This is a genomic window from Vibrio sp. D417a, assembly GCF_030248595.1.
In the GTDB taxonomy this organism is placed as follows: Bacteria; Pseudomonadota; Gammaproteobacteria; order Enterobacterales; family Vibrionaceae; genus Vibrio; species Vibrio alginolyticus.
Window position 1 is genome coordinate 15,135 of sequence record NZ_JAHGAM010000027.1, and the last position, 17,248, is coordinate 32,382.

Here is a 17,248-nt window from a genome sequence, read left to right on the forward strand (position 1 = left end):
GATTAACAGCGGCCTATACAAGTCGTTGTAATTTGAGAACACTTTAAGCATCCTAAAAAGTTCTCAATACTTAGAAGATCGCTACGGTTGGCTTAGCTTGTTATCCCTTTTCATCACGCTAAGCCAGCTTGTAAAAATATGTGTTTGTTTCTGAGTTATAAATGTTTAATACCAACATTATCTTACTTCTGGCGTTCATGAACAGAACCGAGATCTGAACGACTTCGGTGTTAAACCTACGATCCTATTAAATATTTTCCTGAACGCGCTCACATCTTGGTAACCCACTCTAAATGATATTGCGTCAAATGTTAGGGTTGTCGACTCAAGTAAATCACAAGCTTTTTGTACTCTTAAGCTTTGTATATATTGGTTAACATTGAAACCTGTCGCCTTTTTAAAGCGTCGCTGCAATGTCCTTTCTGTTAAACAACTCAACTCTGCAAGCTCTTTATTGCTCAGTTTTCCTTGATAATGATCGTTTATATAGTGCTGTAGTTGAACAATTACCTCATCACCATGTTGGAAGTTTGGGGTAAACTGTTGATAAAAGCGTTGCTCTCTCGGACCAGTATCAATAACCAACATTTTGCCTAACAGGCGCATTACTGCCGGTGACGCAAATAAGGAAACCAACTCCAAACCTAAATCCACCCATGACATCATACCCCCAGCCGTAATGATCGTTCCTTCGTTAATAAGGATGGCTTCTTGTCTTACGTGGATATCGGGAAACTGACTCGCTAATGAAGGAGCCAAGCCCCAGTGTGTTGTACAAGACTTATTGGTCAACAACTGGGTTTGAGCAAGAATAAAAGTACCAGCGCAGGCGGAGGCTAAAATCGCACCTTTACTATATTGGACATTTAACCAGTCGAGTAGCTCTGGTTCTGGTTCTAAGTAATATTGACCAGTGCCGCTAGGCGGAATCATTACCGCTGTTTTCACATCGAAGTGCGTGTTTGGCCAGTGATCCAATATCTCTACTTCAAAGTGCACATCAACGCCCAATTTAGCCGCCGCACGGTTTGCCATCTCGAAGAGTTCGCTTAAACCATATACGGAGGCTTGCGAGCTATCTGGGTAATTAACGAGTGCTATTTTCATTTTCAATTATCTTCAAGTGTCGCTTTTTGACTCTTTTGTGTCATTTTAGACTCTAAAGAAGGTAGCTAAAAGTCTTTATATTATTCGTACCGCAATGATCCTGAATAAAAGGAAAAGAAAATGACTCAAAAAGCCCTACTTGTAATTGATTTGCAAAACGACTATTTCCCAGAAGGAAAGTTTCCTTTATGGAATACAGAATCAACTTTAGACAATGTTAAGAGAGCAATAACTAAAGCCAATGAGCAAAACATTCCTGTGATTCATATTCAGCATATTGCCGATCCTGCCATGGGTATTGCCCCGTTCTTCAATGAAGGCAGCGACGGTGCCAATATTCACCCAGAAGTTCTTGCTTTAGCGCCGAATTCCGAAATCGTGGTAAAGCACTTCGCAGATAGCTTTGAAGGAACACGTTTAGAAGAAGTATTGGCAAGCAAAAATGTAACGGAGTTACTTGTATGCGGAATGATGACACAAAACTGCGTGACACATACTGCTATCTCAAAATCTGCGGACAAGTATGATGTTTCGATCTTAATGGATAGCTGTACCACGGTCGATGAAATGATTCACAACATTGCACTTCACGCTGTCTCAACGAGAGTTCCCCTCGTAACTATTGAAGATAAGCTGTAATACACGTAAAACCTTTCGCTCACACAATGCGGGCGAAAGGTCACACATATATGCACTTTCATTGATATTTGCTTACTTTGTGTTAAACATTGGTTTCCAAACAGTTACAAGGAAACGTTTATGAAATGGATAGTCGTATTGTTTATTAGCTTATTTTCAGTTTTCAGCCATGCGAAAGAGTGGAAACAAATTCGCTTCACTGTTGAAGGGGCTTACCCTCCATTTAGCTGGACGACAAAAGAGGGAAAGCTAGAAGGGTTTGAAGTCGACCTCGCTAACGCGTTATGCAAAGAGTTAGAAGTAAAGTGCGTTATCTCAAAAATGGATTGGGATGGCATCATCCCTTCTCTCCTTAGTCGCAAGAACGATGCGATTATTGCTGCAATGACAATCACAGAAGAACGAGAAAAGAAAGTCGATTTCACCGTCCCTTATGCAAAAGTACCGACTCGTTTTGTAATGAAAAATGATAGAGAAATCAACATGGATGACGGCAGCCTAAATCGTTTATCTATTGGAGTTCAAAGAGCCACAATTGGTGATAAGTACCTTTCGGCCTTGTATCCAGATATTGATATTCGTCGTTATGGTACGTTCGATGAGGCATTTACCGATCTACTCAATGGACGGTTAGATGCTGTATTTGGCGGCTCAATCGGTTTAAGTGCTGGTTTTCTTGAAACTGCACAAGGTCAAGGCTATCACTTTACTGGACCAGCGTTTACTGAGGAAAAGTGGTTCGGCCGTGGCATTGGCGTAGCAGTGAGAAAACAAGACAAAGAATTAAAAGCATTACTCGATAGCGGAATACAAAAATTGATCCAGAGCGGTAAGCATAAAACCATCGCCAGCAAGTATTTCTCCTATAGTATTTACGAGTAACCTCTTTATCTTTTTATAGCCTGCGCGGTATAGGAAACTTCCCTTTCCCTATATGGCGACAAAAACGGAGCCCTCGAGCAGTCGCCCGAGGGTTATTTTTATAAAAAAGCCCACGTATATAAGTAACCCGCTCCCATGGCCATCGTTAAGATAACGATTAGGAAGGCAGCGATCATTTGGTTCTTAAAAATTGATTTCAACAAAATCACTTCTGTAAGACTTGCGCCAGCACTACCAATAATAAGCGCCATAACAGATCCAAGAGCCATACCTTTTTGTACTAGTGCCGCGCTAAGTGGAATGACCGCCTCTGCACGGATGTACAATGGAATACCAATGATTGCTGCGACCGGAATCGCGTACCACTTCGCTTCACCAGCGAACTCCGCAATGAACTCCGTCGGGATGAAGCCATAGATAAATGAACCAATCGCAATGCCCATCATGAGATAATGGAACACTTGCTTAAAGTCTTTCCAAGTTGATTGCCAAATACGTACCCAGCGGCTAGGTTCTTTCTCTTCCACGACTGTCGCTGTTGCACTACCGTCTGATGAGCAGCAAGACACTTCCACTTTAGGTTCAGGTTTTGGTGCATCACCACAGCAAGATGTTTTCGCCGCAACTGGCGTAGGTTCATTGCAGGCGCTGGTACCACAGATTGATGCTGGTCTCGCTTCTTCTTTTTTCTTGCTTGAATCGCCACAAGAAGTACCGCACGAAGAAGAACCTACCGCTTGATATGCTTCTGGTTTGACGTAACGTTCAAACCCTAGTTTTTCAAGTACATAGCCTGCTACCACTGATACTGACATCGCGATAGCAAAGTAAAATACCGCAACTTTCCAACCAAAAGTCACCACAAACAAGCCAATAATCACTGGGTTAAGCAACGGGCTTGCAAATAGGAACACCATCATAGGTCCAAAACCTGCTCTTGCACGCAACAAGCCTTTTAAGAAAGGAATGGTCGAACACGAACAGAAAGGCGTAATCGAACCTAGCAACGCAGCAATGAAGTAACCTTTACCCTTTTTCGAGCTGAGAATAGATTGAATTTTTTCTGGCGTTAGAAAATCTTGCAACACACCGACAATGTAGCTAATTGCCAGAAATAAGATGATAAGTTCGGTTGCTAGAAACGCAAACATATCCAGCGCTTCTTTAGCCATAATTATAATTTCTGTATTCACATTTACTCTCCTCGTCATTTTTCGCTAACAAGCTTACCTGATAGATAAGCCTTTATTTCGATATTTCTGGAATTATAGAATCACAAAACAAAAGATCAACAAAATATTTCCATAAAAATGGAATAATAAAACTAGTCATTACTTATCATAAAGTTACATGTCATTAGCTATGCAGACTGGTTGTCGATGATAATTTCAGAGCATCTCGAATCCTTTTTATCAAACATAACCTAAAATTATCAAAATAAGAAAAAACGATAATTATTACAGTACTACCCTCTGAGTTAGTATGACTTTCGACCATTCTTAATAATGAGGAAAACCTATGAGAGCGATAACTTACCAACGAGATAACGATACTTTCTCTTTATCCGAATTACCTACACCAAAACTAGAAACCCAATTTGATGTATTGGTTAAAGTTAACGCTGTTGGTTTGAACCCTGTCGATGCAAAAATTCATTATTGGTCAGACATGGTCACTAACATGGGTAACAATTTTGTTGGCGGGTTAGACGTATCAGGAGAAATAGTCTCTGTAGGCGATGCGGTCGTTGATTGGAAGGTTGGCGATAAAGTGTTGTATCACGGAAACATGAGACGCCATCACGGTGGATTCGCTGAATTTGCTATCCATGATTCAAGAACGCTCATAAAGCACCCTCAGGTTCCGGTTGAAGTGGCAGCATCTACACCTTGCGCAGCCTGGACCGCATATCGCGCTTTGGTAGACAAGCTCGATATTTCAAATCGAAGCAGCATTTTTATCGCCGGAGGTGCTGGCGGCGTTGGAAGCTTTGCTATTCAGTTAGCAAAGACATTTGGTGTTGAACAGATCATTGCTACTAGTTCAGAAGCTAATCACGCATATTTGTCCTCGTTAGGAGCAACCCATATGATTGATTATCATCATGAAGATGTAGTTCAGCGAGTAATGGACATTACCGGAAATCATGGCGTTGAGGTTGCACTCGATTGTGTAGGCGGTGATAACGACCGAATTGCAGCCTCGGTGTTAACCTTTGAGGGAGAAATGGTGGAGCTCGTCAAGACTGTCGACCCTTCTCAATATCCAGATGCCTTCTTAAAAGGCTTGGGCTTCCACCAAATAAGTTTGGGCTCTGGTCATGTCTTTGGCGAGAGAGGGTTTGCAAGTATCGTTAATGCCGGAAAGGAAGTGTCTGAGCTATTAGAAAATGGAGAATTGGAAGTACCGAAACTGAAGATCATCGGCTTAGAAGATGTAGGTAACGCACTCTTGGACATGCGAAATCAGAGAACAGTTGGAAAGATTGTCGTTAATCTGAACCAAAAATAATTAATAAAAATCTCGAGGCAAACTGGCAAGGTAATGAATGAGCAAGTTAAAGCATCTTGTTACTTTGCCAGATATGAAAGGCCTTTATTTTATCTATAACGATGAATAAAAAACAAAATCTCTTGTCATGCTTCCCTGCGCTTCACCAAAATTAGGCGTTTTCGAGAGTGTCTCTCCAAGTCGCTAGCAATTTAATATGACGTGGTTCAATCCCACAGCAACCACCAATAATGCTTGCTCCCTGCACATGCCACTTTTTAGCATACTCAAGATATTCAGTCGGAGAGAAATGACGAACTTCCTGAATGGTCTCGTTGGCTTGGTGCGCTTGCTTTATCGGAGCAAAGCTATTTGCGAAAACACCTATCGTCAATTCTCTACCTGACTCACTCAACACTGCTTGTGTATCAATGATCGCTTGCTCGACAACTTCAGGAATAGAGCAATTGAAAAAGATACCTGAAACATTTGTTTTCAACAGCGTATTGACCGCGGCTTTGAGAGATTCCCCTGAGCGAAGGCGAGGCAAAGAGTTAGGCTCATCCATTAAGGTGAAAGCAAGATAATTGGGCTTATCTGTTTTGGCTAAAATTATTGATAGAACTTCAACTTCAGCGAGGCTAGACACGGTCTCAGCTAACCAAATATCAACATATTGATCTTGAGCTTCAAATAACTCAGAAGCCACTTCCAGTGCCCTTTTCGGCTCGAATAATTCAGGCCTGTAAGACCCCATGACAGGAGGAAGAGACCCCGCAACGAGCACTCTATCGTTAGAGCTGGTGACTACATCTCTGGCAATTTTGGCTGCAGATTTTGCTAACTCAATCCCTCGCTTCGCATAGAGTTCCTCTCCTAAGTGAAATGGAACACATGCATAACTGTTAACAGTGATAATCTCAGCGCCAGCGTCTATGAAATTCTCATGGGCCATTTTTACATATTGTGGTGATTCAATTAGCGCTTGTGCACTCCAAAGCGGCTGAGAAAAAGGGGCGCCAATACGTTTTAACTCTCGCCCCATGCCACCATCTAAAATTGTTACTTTCTTCATTTAGACATCCATACCGCCAAACATCCATAAGCTCTATTCAAACACAATTTTTATCAATTCAAAATGAAATTGTTATGTTTAAAGTGAACAAAACTTAATGGCTGATTAAACACTCTAGTATTTACCAGACCTTTCATTCGGACCAAGATAATGTTATCGCCATTAACTTCGAGTAAAAAGCCCATTATCTATGTCTCTCGGCGAGGCGAGCGTTACGAGCCACAATAGTGCATGAAGTGATTGAGGGACTCGCCCTCAATCAAATTTTCTTTTTATTATAAGACTTTAGATAAAAACTTCTGCAATCTAGGGTTGGTGGGGTTATCAAAAAATCGCTCAGGAGAGTCAGAAACCAAAAGCTCACCATCTTCCATAAACAACACCCTATCAGCGACCTCTTTTGCGAAACCCATTTCATGAGTAACCACGACCATCGTCATTCCGTCCTTGGCCAAATCTTTCATCACATCAAGAACTTCTCCAACCATTTCAGGATCTAGTGCTGATGTGGGTTCATCAAACAACATAATGTTGGGCTTCATTGCTAACGCACGAGCGATTGCGACGCGCTGCTGCTGCCCACCTGATAAATGATTAGGATAATTATCCATTCTCTCCGACAGACCGACTTTATAAAGCAAATCTTTTGCTTCTTTCTTCACCGATTCAGGGTCACGTTTAGAAACCTTTAAAGGTGCCAACATGACATTCTCTATCGCCGTTTTATGTGGAAAAAGGTTGAAGCCTTGAAATACCATGCCCACATCAGCGCGTAGTTTATTGATATCCGTAGATTTGTGGTACATATCGATACCATCTACGATTATAGACCCACTATTTATTGTCTCTAATTGATTAATCGTCCGTAAGAATGTTGACTTACCAGAACCTGACGGTCCTACGATGACAATCACTTCCCCTTTTTCTACATTTACCGATACGTCCCTGAGCGCATGGCAGCCATTAGGGTAAATTTTATTAATTGTTTTTGCTGAAATAATGTATTCCATTAATGACTCCACCATTAATCACTTGCTGCCAATTTCTTTTCTAACGTTTGTATTGCCCAAGATAAGGTACTAGTTAGAAGCAAATAAAGGGCCGCAACGGTAAACCAAACTTCAAATGGGGCAAAACTACCACTTACGACTTCCCTGCCCGCTTTTGTCAGATCAGTAATCGAGATCACGGAGACGAGTGAGGAATCTTTTATCAGGTTGATAAACTGCCCGGCTAAGGGAGGTAATGTCTGCTTAAACGCTTGAGGTAAAATGACATAAATCATCGCTTTGGGATAATTCATTCCTAGTGAACGCGCCGCTTCCATTTGTCCTCTTGGGATTGACTGGATTCCTGACCGCACAATTTCTGCGACGTAAGCGGCGGTAAACACGGAGAGCGCTATCACTCCCGCAGTAAAACGCTCAAGGTCAAGCACAGTACCAATAAAGAAGTAAACGATAAAAATCTGTACTAAAAGAGGCGTTCCACGAATGACCTCGACATACACAAGCGCCAGCTTTTTTAATGCCGGATTGCTGGATATACGCATTAGTCCGACAACTAAGCCCAACGCTAGAGCAATGATAAGTGACCAGAGTGAGATTTTAATGGTCGTCACAACACCATCTAAAATTGGGCCAGAGCGCCACTCTTTTATAGTTGCTAAGGTATCTCCTTCAAAAATAAGATCACCTTCATAGACGTCCACAGACTTATATTGGCTTAGTTCAAGAACAATATCACCATGAATACTCTCCAGAGCCAGTTGGTTATTCTCGTCGAGAATGATGTTCCCATCGACAGGCGCGGTAATGGATGAAGCAGCGTTAGTGGCAATATAAGGAAGGACACGCTCCCAATTCCAGCTGTAATCGATTCGCTTACCTGACAGATAGACAAGACCGCAAATTGATAGCAAAACAAGAACAAAAACAGCGTTCCACAATAGGGATTTAAAGTTATTTTGCATGTGATTCCGAGAATGACTTTGATTAAAGTTGGTTGGGTATTTGAATAAAGAAAAGCGTTAGCTTCACAGCGCGAACCGTTTGGTTGGCGATGAACCGAGCCAGAAGCTAGCCGCTCCTCTACAATAACAAAATGATTACTTAACTTGCTTTAACCATTTATCGTCGTTAAACCACTTATCGTAAATGCGATCGTAAGTTCCATCGCCCTTAATTTGACGTAAATAGTTGTTTAAGAAGTTAAGCGTATCTGGATTTCCTTGCGGCACAGCCCAACCCAAAGGCTCGTAAGTAAACGGTTTAGCCAAGTGCATTAACTGCCCTTTGTTTTCCGCCACATAAATAGAGTTGTAAGGAAAGTCATAAACAAACGCATCTACCTTTCCGTTGGCAACCTCAAGTACCGCTTCAGACTGAGTTTCGTATAGATTTATCTTAGCTTTCGGAAGGTATCGTTTTACCGCTTGCTCACCCGTTGTCCCAAGCTTAGTTGCAACAACATATTCTGGACTATTGAGATCTCGGTAACTAGACACTTTACCTTCATGTTTGAGATCTACGAGAATGGATTGGCCAATAACCACATAGGGATCAGCGAAATTCACCTGAGTATTTCGCATAGGTGTGATCGTCATCCCGCCCATAATCATGTGACACTTACCAGTCAACAGTGTTGGGATAATGCCATCCCATGAAGTGTTTACCGGCACAAACTTAACATCCATGGCACGCGCCATTTGTTTACCCAAATCGATATCAAACCCGATGTACTGCCCATTTTTTGCTGTCATTTCAAAAGGCATATACCCAGAATCAAAGCAGACTTTTAGCTCCCCTGTACTTTTGATGTCGTCTAAAATTGGGTCTGCATTAACCGTCGTCGAAACAGCTAACCCCAGTGCAGCAAAACACAATAACTTTTTCATGGATATTCCTTTATCATTTGTTGTAAAGTTTTTTTATACACGACAATAGAATAAAAAACCACAAATAATGACTTTTTAATCACTAGAATTTGTAGAATCGTCACTAAGACGGAAGATCTGAATGAAAATCTATACCAAGGCATTGCAATTGAATTGCATGCATTAAGTGATTAAGTTGTAGGCAGGTCACTATAACGACAACAAACATACGCTTTGACTGAATAGTCAGCGTTTCCGAAAGTGGTTTAATTATTAACGAAACCATACAGATATTCGCTTTTTCACATTGACCGTAATGTCAAAAGTGCTTGAGTTTTATTGTTGACAATTCTTCCATAGTCAATGGTCACAAATGTGATGTACAGCACATTTCTATAATGGCACTATCACCTTTGTCGAGAGATATTAACAAGGATTCGTTGGACATCTTGACTTTGTAATACAAATAAAAAGGTGACTATATGAAAAAACTAATGACGCTCTCATCACTATTATTATTCAGTTTATCTGCTACTGCTGGTATTCATGTCGAACACTCTACAAACAAAGTTGTTCTCAATGACTTTACGACAAAAGATGCCGCTTATAGCTCTGCGTTTGATCTTGTCGATGAATACCAAACGCTATCAAAACATGAACTTAGAAATCGTCTAAACATCATTGGAAGCGGTTTCCCTCGTGATATTGCAATCGATGATAGTAAGGTGAGAGTTGAAGAATACGCACTTAACCGTGATGAAGTTAAATATCGTGCAATCATAAACTTCGATTATCACTTCAGAACAAGTGACGGCGGTAAAAACTAAAAAATCATCTGCACCTTTACTTTCTTAGAGCCCTTCCTATTTTAAGAAAGTAAAGGTGTCTAATCACATTGAAACGACGGCTTTTCATAAATCGCTCTCTCCTTACATAAACAGTATCAATCCCTACCTCTATCGTTTACATAAAAATAATTTTTCCAATCTTCATTGAGATACATTTCGTCGTTTGGCGCTTTATCATTCACTTGGTTCGCCATATGGATTCCACATCACTTAAATGAAAAATACCCTTGAAATTGAGTTCACTTTTTTATGAAGATTAACTCAACCTAAGATTGACAATTGTCGTTATATTTTTCTCGTTTATAGCAATATATAAAAAACTCTTTTTGTTTTAATTAACCATAAGACGTAAAAATAAAAAAAGGCAACAAGATACTTCTTGTTGCCAAAGAAAAAATCATCATTCAAAAAATATGAAAATGAAAACTAGCAGTGGACTAGCTAACAAAACAATTATATCCAAAACACTTTAACAAGTAACGATCAATATAATCCATTATATATGGATGAAAATCAGCACTTATAAAATTACACCGATAAATAAAAAAGCCTGAAAATAGTTTCAGGCTTTTTATATTTATTAATTTTTTAGAATGAATATCTCGCAGCTATTGCAAGAATATCGTCTTCATTGTCTACATCTGTAATTCTGTATTCTGCTAGTGCTTTAAAATTAGAAGTCAAATCGTACTCTGCACCTAGTGAGTAGTAATCGACGACGTCTTCATCATCACGCTCTAGATTGTTATAGCCAACAAGTGCCCAAAGCTTATCTGTTATTTCATAAGTGGCAACTGCTTCAATACCGGTGTAATCAATATTACTTTCAGAACCATCTTTAGCCCAGTTTTCACCATCACTGTATAAAACAGAGGCATAAAACTTGTCGTATTCAAATGCAATAGCACCCGTTAGCAGCTCTGCATCTTCTGCACCCGATTGCCCTTCACCTTCGTTGTAACCAAGCGCAACTTTGAAGCCATATGGCAACTTGTAGTCCGCCGCCGCACCATAAGAGGCTGCATCTGTTGACACTTCATCGTTTTCAGCCTGATAGCTAACATGAATATTCAAACCTTCATAGCTTGTCGTTAGCTTAAATACTGAATCGGAGCGACCGGTACCATATAGATCCGCACTTACGCCAGCAGCTTCATTACCAAACTCCGGGAAAATATCCGTGTAGTCAGATACTAAAGTGACCGCACCGTATTGACGTCCATAACTTACTGTTCCGTAATCTGCACCAACTCCTACATAGCCTTTTCGGATATCAAATTCATCATCTTCAATCCCATCAGCATCTCTGCGATTAGACTTAAATTCCAACTCATATAAGCCGAAGGCATAAAGATCTTCATTTATTTTAGACTCACCTGCAAGTCCTACACGAATGTAGCTATTATCTCCGTCTGCATTTTTATCATCAGAGAAATAATACATCCCTTGCGCTCGGCCATGAATATTTAATACTGATTCTTGATCTTCATAAACTACGGCTGAATTTGCAGCACTTGCAGAAAAAAGTGCAGCGATTGCGATCGACGTTCTTGTCATTTTCATTTAATTACCACTACTTGTGTTGTTTGAATCGAGTGAAATTATGAACAGTGGCAATTATTTTTAAAGTGCAAATTCAACCATATTCTATGGATAAATATAAACAAGCCCTCAATCTAAAACATTATGTCCTAGTACTCATATTAGTTGAGATAATCCATCCAAACAGGAGGCGTCCCTATTATTTTTTGAACAGTATCAATGAACAGTTTGGCTAATGGTTGTTGATTTCGGTGAGTATACATTGCATATATTTCCCCTATCGCGGGAAGATTATAATCAGGAAGCAACTGTACAAGATCTTGTTTACTCAAACTCTCCTGAAGAAAGAACTGCCCTATTAAAGCATACCCTAGATCAGATTTTACGGCATCGAGCATTAACTCAGTTTCATTCACGAAGTACTGCCCATTGATATTATACGTTCTAACGTCGCTTGATGACTGGCTTGGCGCTATACGTAGCTTATCTGCCTTAAAGTTAGCATTAGAGTATATTACTGCTGGCATTTTTATAAGCTCTTCTGGAGAGCTCGGGGTTCCATACTTGTCAATAAAACTCTTCGATGCAACCAGTGCCATATTATTGCTTGCCAACTTACGTACTATCATGTTGGACTCTCGGATTGGTCCGATACGAAACACAACATCAAAACCTTCGTTGATAACATCGACTCGATTATCATCGAGCAGCAGCTCTACAGTAATGTTTGGGTACTGTTTTATAAACTCTTTAACTGCCTGATTTAAGTATGCTCTGCCAAAGAAAGTGGAGCTTGATATTTTCAGATTACCTTTCGGTTCATCCTGAAATGTAGCAGCAATACTACGAGTTTCAGTTAGAACCTCTCTTACTTTCTTAGCTTGCGCCACCATCTCAACACCAGCATTGGTCAGGGATAGCGAACGCGTGGAACGGTTTAACAGCCGTAAGCCCAATTCATCCTCTAGCTTTTTGATCTGTTTTGACAAAGCTGAACGATCTATATGATTTCTGTCAGCAGCCTTAGCAAAAGTTCCGTATTCAGAGACATCCAGTAGTAATTCAAGTTGGCTTGCGAGATCCACTGCACAATTCCTTATTTAGTTTTTATTCTTTATGTGATGGGAAATGGATTTTACAAAATTAATTTCAATTTTTTATGGTTCAAATTGCATCAGTGAATTGCAAATAATGCACGAATTAAAAAAGCTTTAATTTTCGTCGCTATCTTTAGCTTCTGTTTAGTTATTCCTATCTATTATGGCTTATTACATTTAACAATACTCCACGTCTTTAAAACCCTAAACTGACCTTTTTCAAACCAAAAAGTGAGCATTTTGACCAATATTTAATCGTGCATTTTTATCACTACTCTATGTTCGCTGAGGGCCTATTTACCCATAGGTACAATGAATACAATGCCGTTCCTTTTAGTATGAACAGAATCATTTAGGGCGCGACAAATGTTAAAGAAAGTTTTCGGCATTGGCCTTTTATCCGTTTTAGCTGCTTGTGCAGACGAAGAGATAACCAAACAACCTAATACTCCCTTACCTACGATAGACGTCTCCAAAGTCATCTATGAGCCCGTTCAATCGTGGTTCACCTTTACAACAAGGCTTCAAGCACCAGAGAAAGTTTCTTTAATGCCACGCGTTTCCGGAGTTATTGAAACGGTAGAGTTCAAAGACGGACAGAGTGTCAACAAAGGCGACTTACTCGTCACTCTTGATGATCGAACATTCAAAGCTCAGGTCTCACGACTTGAAGCGCAAGTTAAGAGTGCTCGAGCTGCGCTAGAGCAAGCAGCAAACGAACAAAAGAGAGCCGCTCAACTGGTTAAGCGAAAAGCCATCTCAGCGGAACAAGCAGAGGCCCGAGATACCGCAGTAAAGCAACGCTCTGCAGAACTAATGGCTTTGCGTGCTCAGTTAGAATCCGCAAAGTTAGATCTTGAGTTTACGAAGATATATGCCCCTATTAGCGGCACTATTTCAAGAGCATTCATTACTAAAGGAAACAATGTAAACGCAAATCAAAGCGTTATATCAAACATTGTCTCTAACGATCAGGTATATGCATACTTTGATGTCGATGAGCGAACTTGGAACCGTTACTTCTCGACAATCAATGCCGACTCTAACTTACCTACTCGTCTTGAACTATCTGGACAAAATGGGCAGGAGTTTTTTGGACGCGTTGACTTTGTCGACAACTCCATCAACGAAAACACCGGTACTTTGCAGGTTCGAGCGGTATTCGATGCAACAAAATCAAACTTAAAAGTGGGATCGTTTGGCCGAGTTCAGATATCAACAACCAAACCAGTTGAACGAGTTCTCGTTCCAGAGCGTTCTATTGGCACAGATCTAGAAAACCGCTTTGTATTAACACTCAATGAAGAGAATACGTTGCAATACAGCATCGTAACCTTAGGCGAACGTTACGGAACATTTCGTGCTATCGAGAATGGCTTGAACGCCGACTCAATTATTGCGGTAAATGGCCCAGCAAAAGTTGGCCCAAATAGCAAAGTCACACCAAAAAATGTCACGCTAGATATTAGCAATACTTCATTGATTATGGCTTCAAACTCAACATCGTTGCCAAACAAACGTTTAGCTCAAGACTAAGAAGACAACCGAATGAAATTTGCACACTTTTTTATTCAAAGACCCATATTTGCCTCTATGTTATCGCTATTGATATTAATAGTAGGCGCAATTTCACTTTTGCAGTTGCCTGTGAGTGAATATCCAGAGGTTGTCCCTCCTACAGTGGTAGTTACAGCAAACTATCCTGGTGCGAACCCAAAAGTAATCGCAGAAACAGTTGCTACGCCTCTGGAGCAAGAAATTAATGGTACAGAAAACATGTTATATATGTTTTCACAGGCAACCAGTGACGGCAGAATGACATTGACCGTAACCTTTGCTTTAGGTACGGACTTGGACAAAGCTCAGGTTCAAATTCAAAATCGCGTCACTACAGCTTTGCCCCGATTACCAGAAGCCGTCCAACGGTTAGGAGTTGTTGCCGAAAAAGCCTCTCCTGATCTCACTATGGTTGTGCATATATATTCTCCAGATTCTAGCCGTGAAGTCAGTTATTTAGCTAACTACGCTAATTTAAACTTGAAAGATGAGATAGCTCGGCTCGGAGGCGTCGGCGATGTGCGCCTTTTCGGTGGTGACGAGTACTCAATGCGCTTGTGGTTAAATCCAGATGAGCTCGCTTCTAGAAATCTAACCGTAATGGACGTTGTGTCCGCCGTCCGATCTCAAAACCAACAGGTGGCAGCAGGCTCATTAGGTGCGCAACCAGCCGCTAATGAAAACCAATTCCAAGTTTTGTTGAACGTAAAGGGCCGCTTGGAGAATATTGATGAATTCAACGACATTGTAGTAAAAGTTGACGAAACAGGGGCTTTGACACGTCTTAAAGACGTTGCACGCGTAGAGCTAGGTCAAAACTCTTATGCACTGCGCGCCTTGTTAAATGGTAAACCAGCGGTGGCGATGCCCGTATTCCAACGCCCTGGTGCTAATGCTATTGAGCTATCTAATCAGGTTCGTTCAACCATGGACCGTTTACAAGCAGCCTTTCCAGCTGGAGTTTCATATGAAATAGCCTACGACCCGACCGTCTTTGTCCGTGGATCGATAGACGCAGTGGTTCATACTCTGCTAGAGGCAATTGTACTAGTTGTTGTTGTAGTCATTTTGTTTTTGCAAACATGGCGCGCGTCTATCATCCCTATCATTGCGGTGCCTGTTTCATTAATCGGTACGTTCGCCGTAATGCAAATGCTCGGAGTATCGATTAACACGCTTTCGTTGTTTGGACTTGTTCTCGCCATAGGCATCGTCGTCGATGACGCCATTGTCGTCGTCGAAAACGTGGAACGGAACATCCATAATGGTCTTGCACCACTAGAAGCAACGAAACAAGCAATGACCGAAGTTACCGGGCCAATTATTGCAATTGCTTTAGTATTATGTGCGGTGTTCATCCCGACGACCTTTATTACAGGGTTATCCGGTCAGTTTTATAAGCAGTTCGCACTAACAATTACGATCTCGACGATTATTTCAGCAATTAACTCGTTGACGTTATCGCCTGCTTTATCAGCACTGCTATTACAAGATAAGAACGCAAAACCCGATCGGCTAACCAAGCTATTGGATGCGGTTTTTGGTAAGTATGTTTTTGCGCCATTCAATAGAATTTTTGAGTATAGCTCGAACCAATATCAAGCTCTGGTCAAGAAGCTGATTCGTTTTAGCCTTGTTGTTGTGGTGGTATACATTGCGTTACTCGGGGGAACGGTTTCTCTATTCAAAGCGGTTCCTGGTGGATTCATTCCTCAACAAGATAAGCAGTATTTAGTTGCGATCGCCCAACTTCCAGATGCAGCAAGTTTAGATAGAACAGAGTCCGTTATTAAAGAAATGGAAAACCTCGCGCTGGCAACACCTGGCGTAGCACAAACGATTTCTTTCCCAGGCTTATCGGTTAATGGTTTTACTAACAGTCCGAATAGTGGCATCGTTTTTGTTACGCTTGAGGACTTCGATAAACGAAATGATCCAACTCTCGGAGCAAATGCGATTGTTGCATCTTTGAATAAGAGCTTTTCAATCATTGATGAAGCCTTCGTTGCGATTTTTCCACCACCACCAATCCAAGGACTTGGCTCAACTGGCGGCTTTAAGCTTCAAATCGAAGACCGTGCGAACAAGGGGTTTGATGAGCTCTTCAAGCAATTGAACTTGGTAATAAGTGAGGCATCAACAAGACCCGAGCTGATGGGATTATATTCCACATTTCGTATACAAGTGCCGCAGATGGACATCCAAATAGATCGTGAACAAGCGATGCTGCAAGGTGTTCCTCTAGAGCAGGTTTTTGATGCGCTTCAAGTTTATTTAGGATCGTTGTACGTCAATGACTTCAATATGTTTGGTAGAACATACAAAGTGAATGCCCAGGCAGACATGAACTATCGTCTCGAACCTGACCAAATACTTAACTACAAAGTAAGAAATGCTGCCGGACAAATGGTTCCTCTCGGCGCTGTACTGGAGATCATACCTACGATTGGGCCTGACCGCGTGATGCACTATAACGGCTACCCTAGTGCAGAACTAAACGGCAGTCCTGCTTTTGGTTACAGTTCTGACCAAGCCCAAACGGCTATTGAGGAAGTACTGGCTCAAAACCTAGCAGAGGGAATGGTTTATGAATGGACTGATGTAACCTACCAGCAGATTTTGGCTGGTAACACGATGGTGTATATATTCCCACTTGTTGTTTTGTTAGTTTTCATGGTGCTAGCTTCGCAGTACGAGAGTTTAAAACTGCCATTCGCTATCATTTTGATCGTTCCTATGACCATTTTTTCTGCACTAGCAGGTGTTTGGTTCATTGGTGGTGACAACAATATATTCACACAAATTGCTTTGATTGTCCTTGTGGCTCTAGCGTGTAAAAATGCCATCTTGATGGTGGAGTTCGCTAAAGAACTTAAAGACAATGGTCAAGATACCTTATCAGCGATTTTGGAAGCATGTCGTTTACGTCTTCGACCGATTCTAATGACATCAATTGCATTTACCGCTGGTGTTATTCCATTAATGATTGGTACAGGGGCCGGAGCGGAAATGCGACAAGCAATGGGTATTGCCGTATTCTCGGGTATGGTAGGCGTAACGGTATTTGGATTACTACTCACACCTGTTTTTTACATGTTAGTGAGTCGAAACAAAAAACGTCAAACACTATAACCAT

At 41.1% G+C, this 17,248-nt stretch carries 14 protein-coding genes; 6 read left to right on the forward strand and 8 right to left on the reverse strand.

What is annotated here, in order from left to right:
• Nucleotides 1–195: 195 nt before the first annotated feature.
• Nucleotides 196–1,107, reverse strand: a complete 912-nt coding sequence (locus KI742_RS19990; protein WP_062730577.1) for a GlxA family transcriptional regulator — start codon at nt 1,105–1,107, stop codon at nt 196–198.
• Nucleotides 1,108–1,227: 120 nt separating this feature from the next.
• Here KI742_RS19990 and KI742_RS19995 point away from each other — a divergent pair, with 120 nt between their 5' ends.
• Nucleotides 1,228–1,746, forward strand: a complete 519-nt coding sequence (locus tag KI742_RS19995; protein ID WP_005377333.1) for a cysteine hydrolase family protein — start codon at nt 1,228–1,230, stop codon at nt 1,744–1,746.
• Nucleotides 1,747–1,866: 120 nt separating this feature from the next.
• Nucleotides 1,867–2,628, forward strand: a complete 762-nt coding sequence (locus tag KI742_RS20000) for a transporter substrate-binding domain-containing protein (RefSeq protein WP_005377331.1) — start codon at nt 1,867–1,869, stop codon at nt 2,626–2,628.
• Between the two features lie 98 nt (nt 2,629–2,726).
• Here the strand turns inward: KI742_RS20000 and KI742_RS20005 are convergent, their stop codons facing one another.
• The gene (locus KI742_RS20005; RefSeq protein WP_250157774.1) at nt 2,727–3,800 is read right to left on the reverse strand and encodes a permease; all 1,074 of its coding nucleotides are present in this window, start codon (nt 3,798–3,800) and stop codon (nt 2,727–2,729) included.
• A 346-nt stretch (nt 3,801–4,146) separates the two neighbouring features.
• On the opposite strand from KI742_RS20005, the gene KI742_RS20010 reads away from it, so the two are divergent.
• Nucleotides 4,147–5,139: a zinc-binding dehydrogenase gene (locus KI742_RS20010; RefSeq protein WP_170890260.1), complete on the forward strand. Its 993-nt coding sequence runs from the start codon at nt 4,147–4,149 to the stop codon at nt 5,137–5,139.
• A gap of 151 nt (nt 5,140–5,290) precedes the next feature.
• Here KI742_RS20010 and KI742_RS20015 read toward each other — a convergent pair whose 3' ends face one another.
• From KI742_RS20015 to KI742_RS20030, 4 genes are all read right to left on the reverse strand, one after another.
• On the reverse strand, nt 5,291–6,193 hold the full coding sequence (locus KI742_RS20015) for a homocysteine S-methyltransferase family protein (RefSeq protein WP_017635219.1): 903 nt from the start codon (nt 6,191–6,193) through the stop codon (nt 5,291–5,293).
• A 275-nt stretch (nt 6,194–6,468) separates the two neighbouring features.
• Nucleotides 6,469–7,203 (reverse strand): amino acid ABC transporter ATP-binding protein, encoded by a 735-nt coding sequence (locus KI742_RS20020; protein ID WP_017635218.1) that lies wholly within the window; start codon nt 7,201–7,203, stop codon nt 6,469–6,471.
• A gap of 14 nt (nt 7,204–7,217) precedes the next feature.
• The gene (locus tag KI742_RS20025; protein ID WP_005377325.1) at nt 7,218–8,165 is read right to left on the reverse strand and encodes an amino acid ABC transporter permease; all 948 of its coding nucleotides are present in this window, start codon (nt 8,163–8,165) and stop codon (nt 7,218–7,220) included.
• Nucleotides 8,166–8,300: 135 nt separating this feature from the next.
• Nucleotides 8,301–9,089 (reverse strand): transporter substrate-binding domain-containing protein, encoded by a 789-nt coding sequence (locus KI742_RS20030; RefSeq protein ID WP_005377324.1) that lies wholly within the window; start codon nt 9,087–9,089, stop codon nt 8,301–8,303.
• Nucleotides 9,090–9,550: 461 nt separating this feature from the next.
• Here KI742_RS20030 and KI742_RS20035 point away from each other — a divergent pair, with 461 nt between their 5' ends.
• Entirely contained in the window at nt 9,551–9,895 is a 345-nt protein-coding gene (locus KI742_RS20035) for a DUF3316 domain-containing protein (RefSeq protein WP_005377323.1), read from the forward strand.
• A gap of 609 nt (nt 9,896–10,504) precedes the next feature.
• On the opposite strand, the gene KI742_RS20040 is transcribed toward KI742_RS20035, so the two are convergent.
• Entirely contained in the window at nt 10,505–11,479 is a 975-nt protein-coding gene (locus tag KI742_RS20040) for a porin (protein WP_025768142.1), read from the reverse strand.
• Between the two features lie 140 nt (nt 11,480–11,619).
• A complete protein-coding gene (locus KI742_RS20045; protein ID WP_262640033.1) occupies nt 11,620–12,543 on the reverse strand; it encodes a LysR family transcriptional regulator in 924 nt (307 codons plus the stop codon).
• Nucleotides 12,544–12,921: 378 nt separating this feature from the next.
• On the opposite strand from KI742_RS20045, the gene KI742_RS20050 reads away from it, so the two are divergent.
• Nucleotides 12,922–14,091: an efflux RND transporter periplasmic adaptor subunit gene (locus KI742_RS20050; protein ID WP_053304410.1), complete on the forward strand. Its 1,170-nt coding sequence runs from the start codon at nt 12,922–12,924 to the stop codon at nt 14,089–14,091.
• Between the two features lie 12 nt (nt 14,092–14,103).
• Nucleotides 14,104–17,244 (forward strand): efflux RND transporter permease subunit, encoded by a 3,141-nt coding sequence (locus KI742_RS20055; RefSeq protein ID WP_213911255.1) that lies wholly within the window; start codon nt 14,104–14,106, stop codon nt 17,242–17,244.
• Nucleotides 17,245–17,248: the final 4 nt, after the last annotated feature.

What these genes read in the sequence shown, in the direction of transcription:
- KI742_RS19990 (WP_062730577.1), bottom strand. Translation starts at nt 1,107, where the DNA reads ATGAAAATAGCACTCGTTAATTACCCAGATAGCTCGCAAGCCTCCGTA.
- KI742_RS19995 (WP_005377333.1), top strand. Translation starts at nt 1,228, where the DNA reads ATGACTCAAAAAGCCCTACTTGTAATTGATTTGCAAAACGACTATTTC.
- KI742_RS20000 (WP_005377331.1), top strand. Translation starts at nt 1,867, where the DNA reads ATGAAATGGATAGTCGTATTGTTTATTAGCTTATTTTCAGTTTTCAGC.
- KI742_RS20005 (WP_250157774.1), bottom strand. Translation starts at nt 3,800, where the DNA reads ATGGCTAAAGAAGCGCTGGATATGTTTGCGTTTCTAGCAACCGAACTT.
- KI742_RS20010 (WP_170890260.1), top strand. Translation starts at nt 4,147, where the DNA reads ATGAGAGCGATAACTTACCAACGAGATAACGATACTTTCTCTTTATCC.
- KI742_RS20015 (WP_017635219.1), bottom strand. Translation starts at nt 6,193, where the DNA reads ATGAAGAAAGTAACAATTTTAGATGGTGGCATGGGGCGAGAGTTAAAA.
- KI742_RS20020 (WP_017635218.1), bottom strand. Translation starts at nt 7,203, where the DNA reads ATGGAATACATTATTTCAGCAAAAACAATTAATAAAATTTACCCTAAT.
- KI742_RS20025 (WP_005377325.1), bottom strand. Translation starts at nt 8,165, where the DNA reads ATGCAAAATAACTTTAAATCCCTATTGTGGAACGCTGTTTTTGTTCTT.
- KI742_RS20030 (WP_005377324.1), bottom strand. Translation starts at nt 9,089, where the DNA reads ATGAAAAAGTTATTGTGTTTTGCTGCACTGGGGTTAGCTGTTTCGACG.
- KI742_RS20035 (WP_005377323.1), top strand. Translation starts at nt 9,551, where the DNA reads ATGAAAAAACTAATGACGCTCTCATCACTATTATTATTCAGTTTATCT.
- KI742_RS20040 (WP_025768142.1), bottom strand. Translation starts at nt 11,479, where the DNA reads ATGAAAATGACAAGAACGTCGATCGCAATCGCTGCACTTTTTTCTGCA.
- KI742_RS20050 (WP_053304410.1), top strand. Translation starts at nt 12,922, where the DNA reads ATGTTAAAGAAAGTTTTCGGCATTGGCCTTTTATCCGTTTTAGCTGCT.
- KI742_RS20055 (WP_213911255.1), top strand. Translation starts at nt 14,104, where the DNA reads ATGAAATTTGCACACTTTTTTATTCAAAGACCCATATTTGCCTCTATG.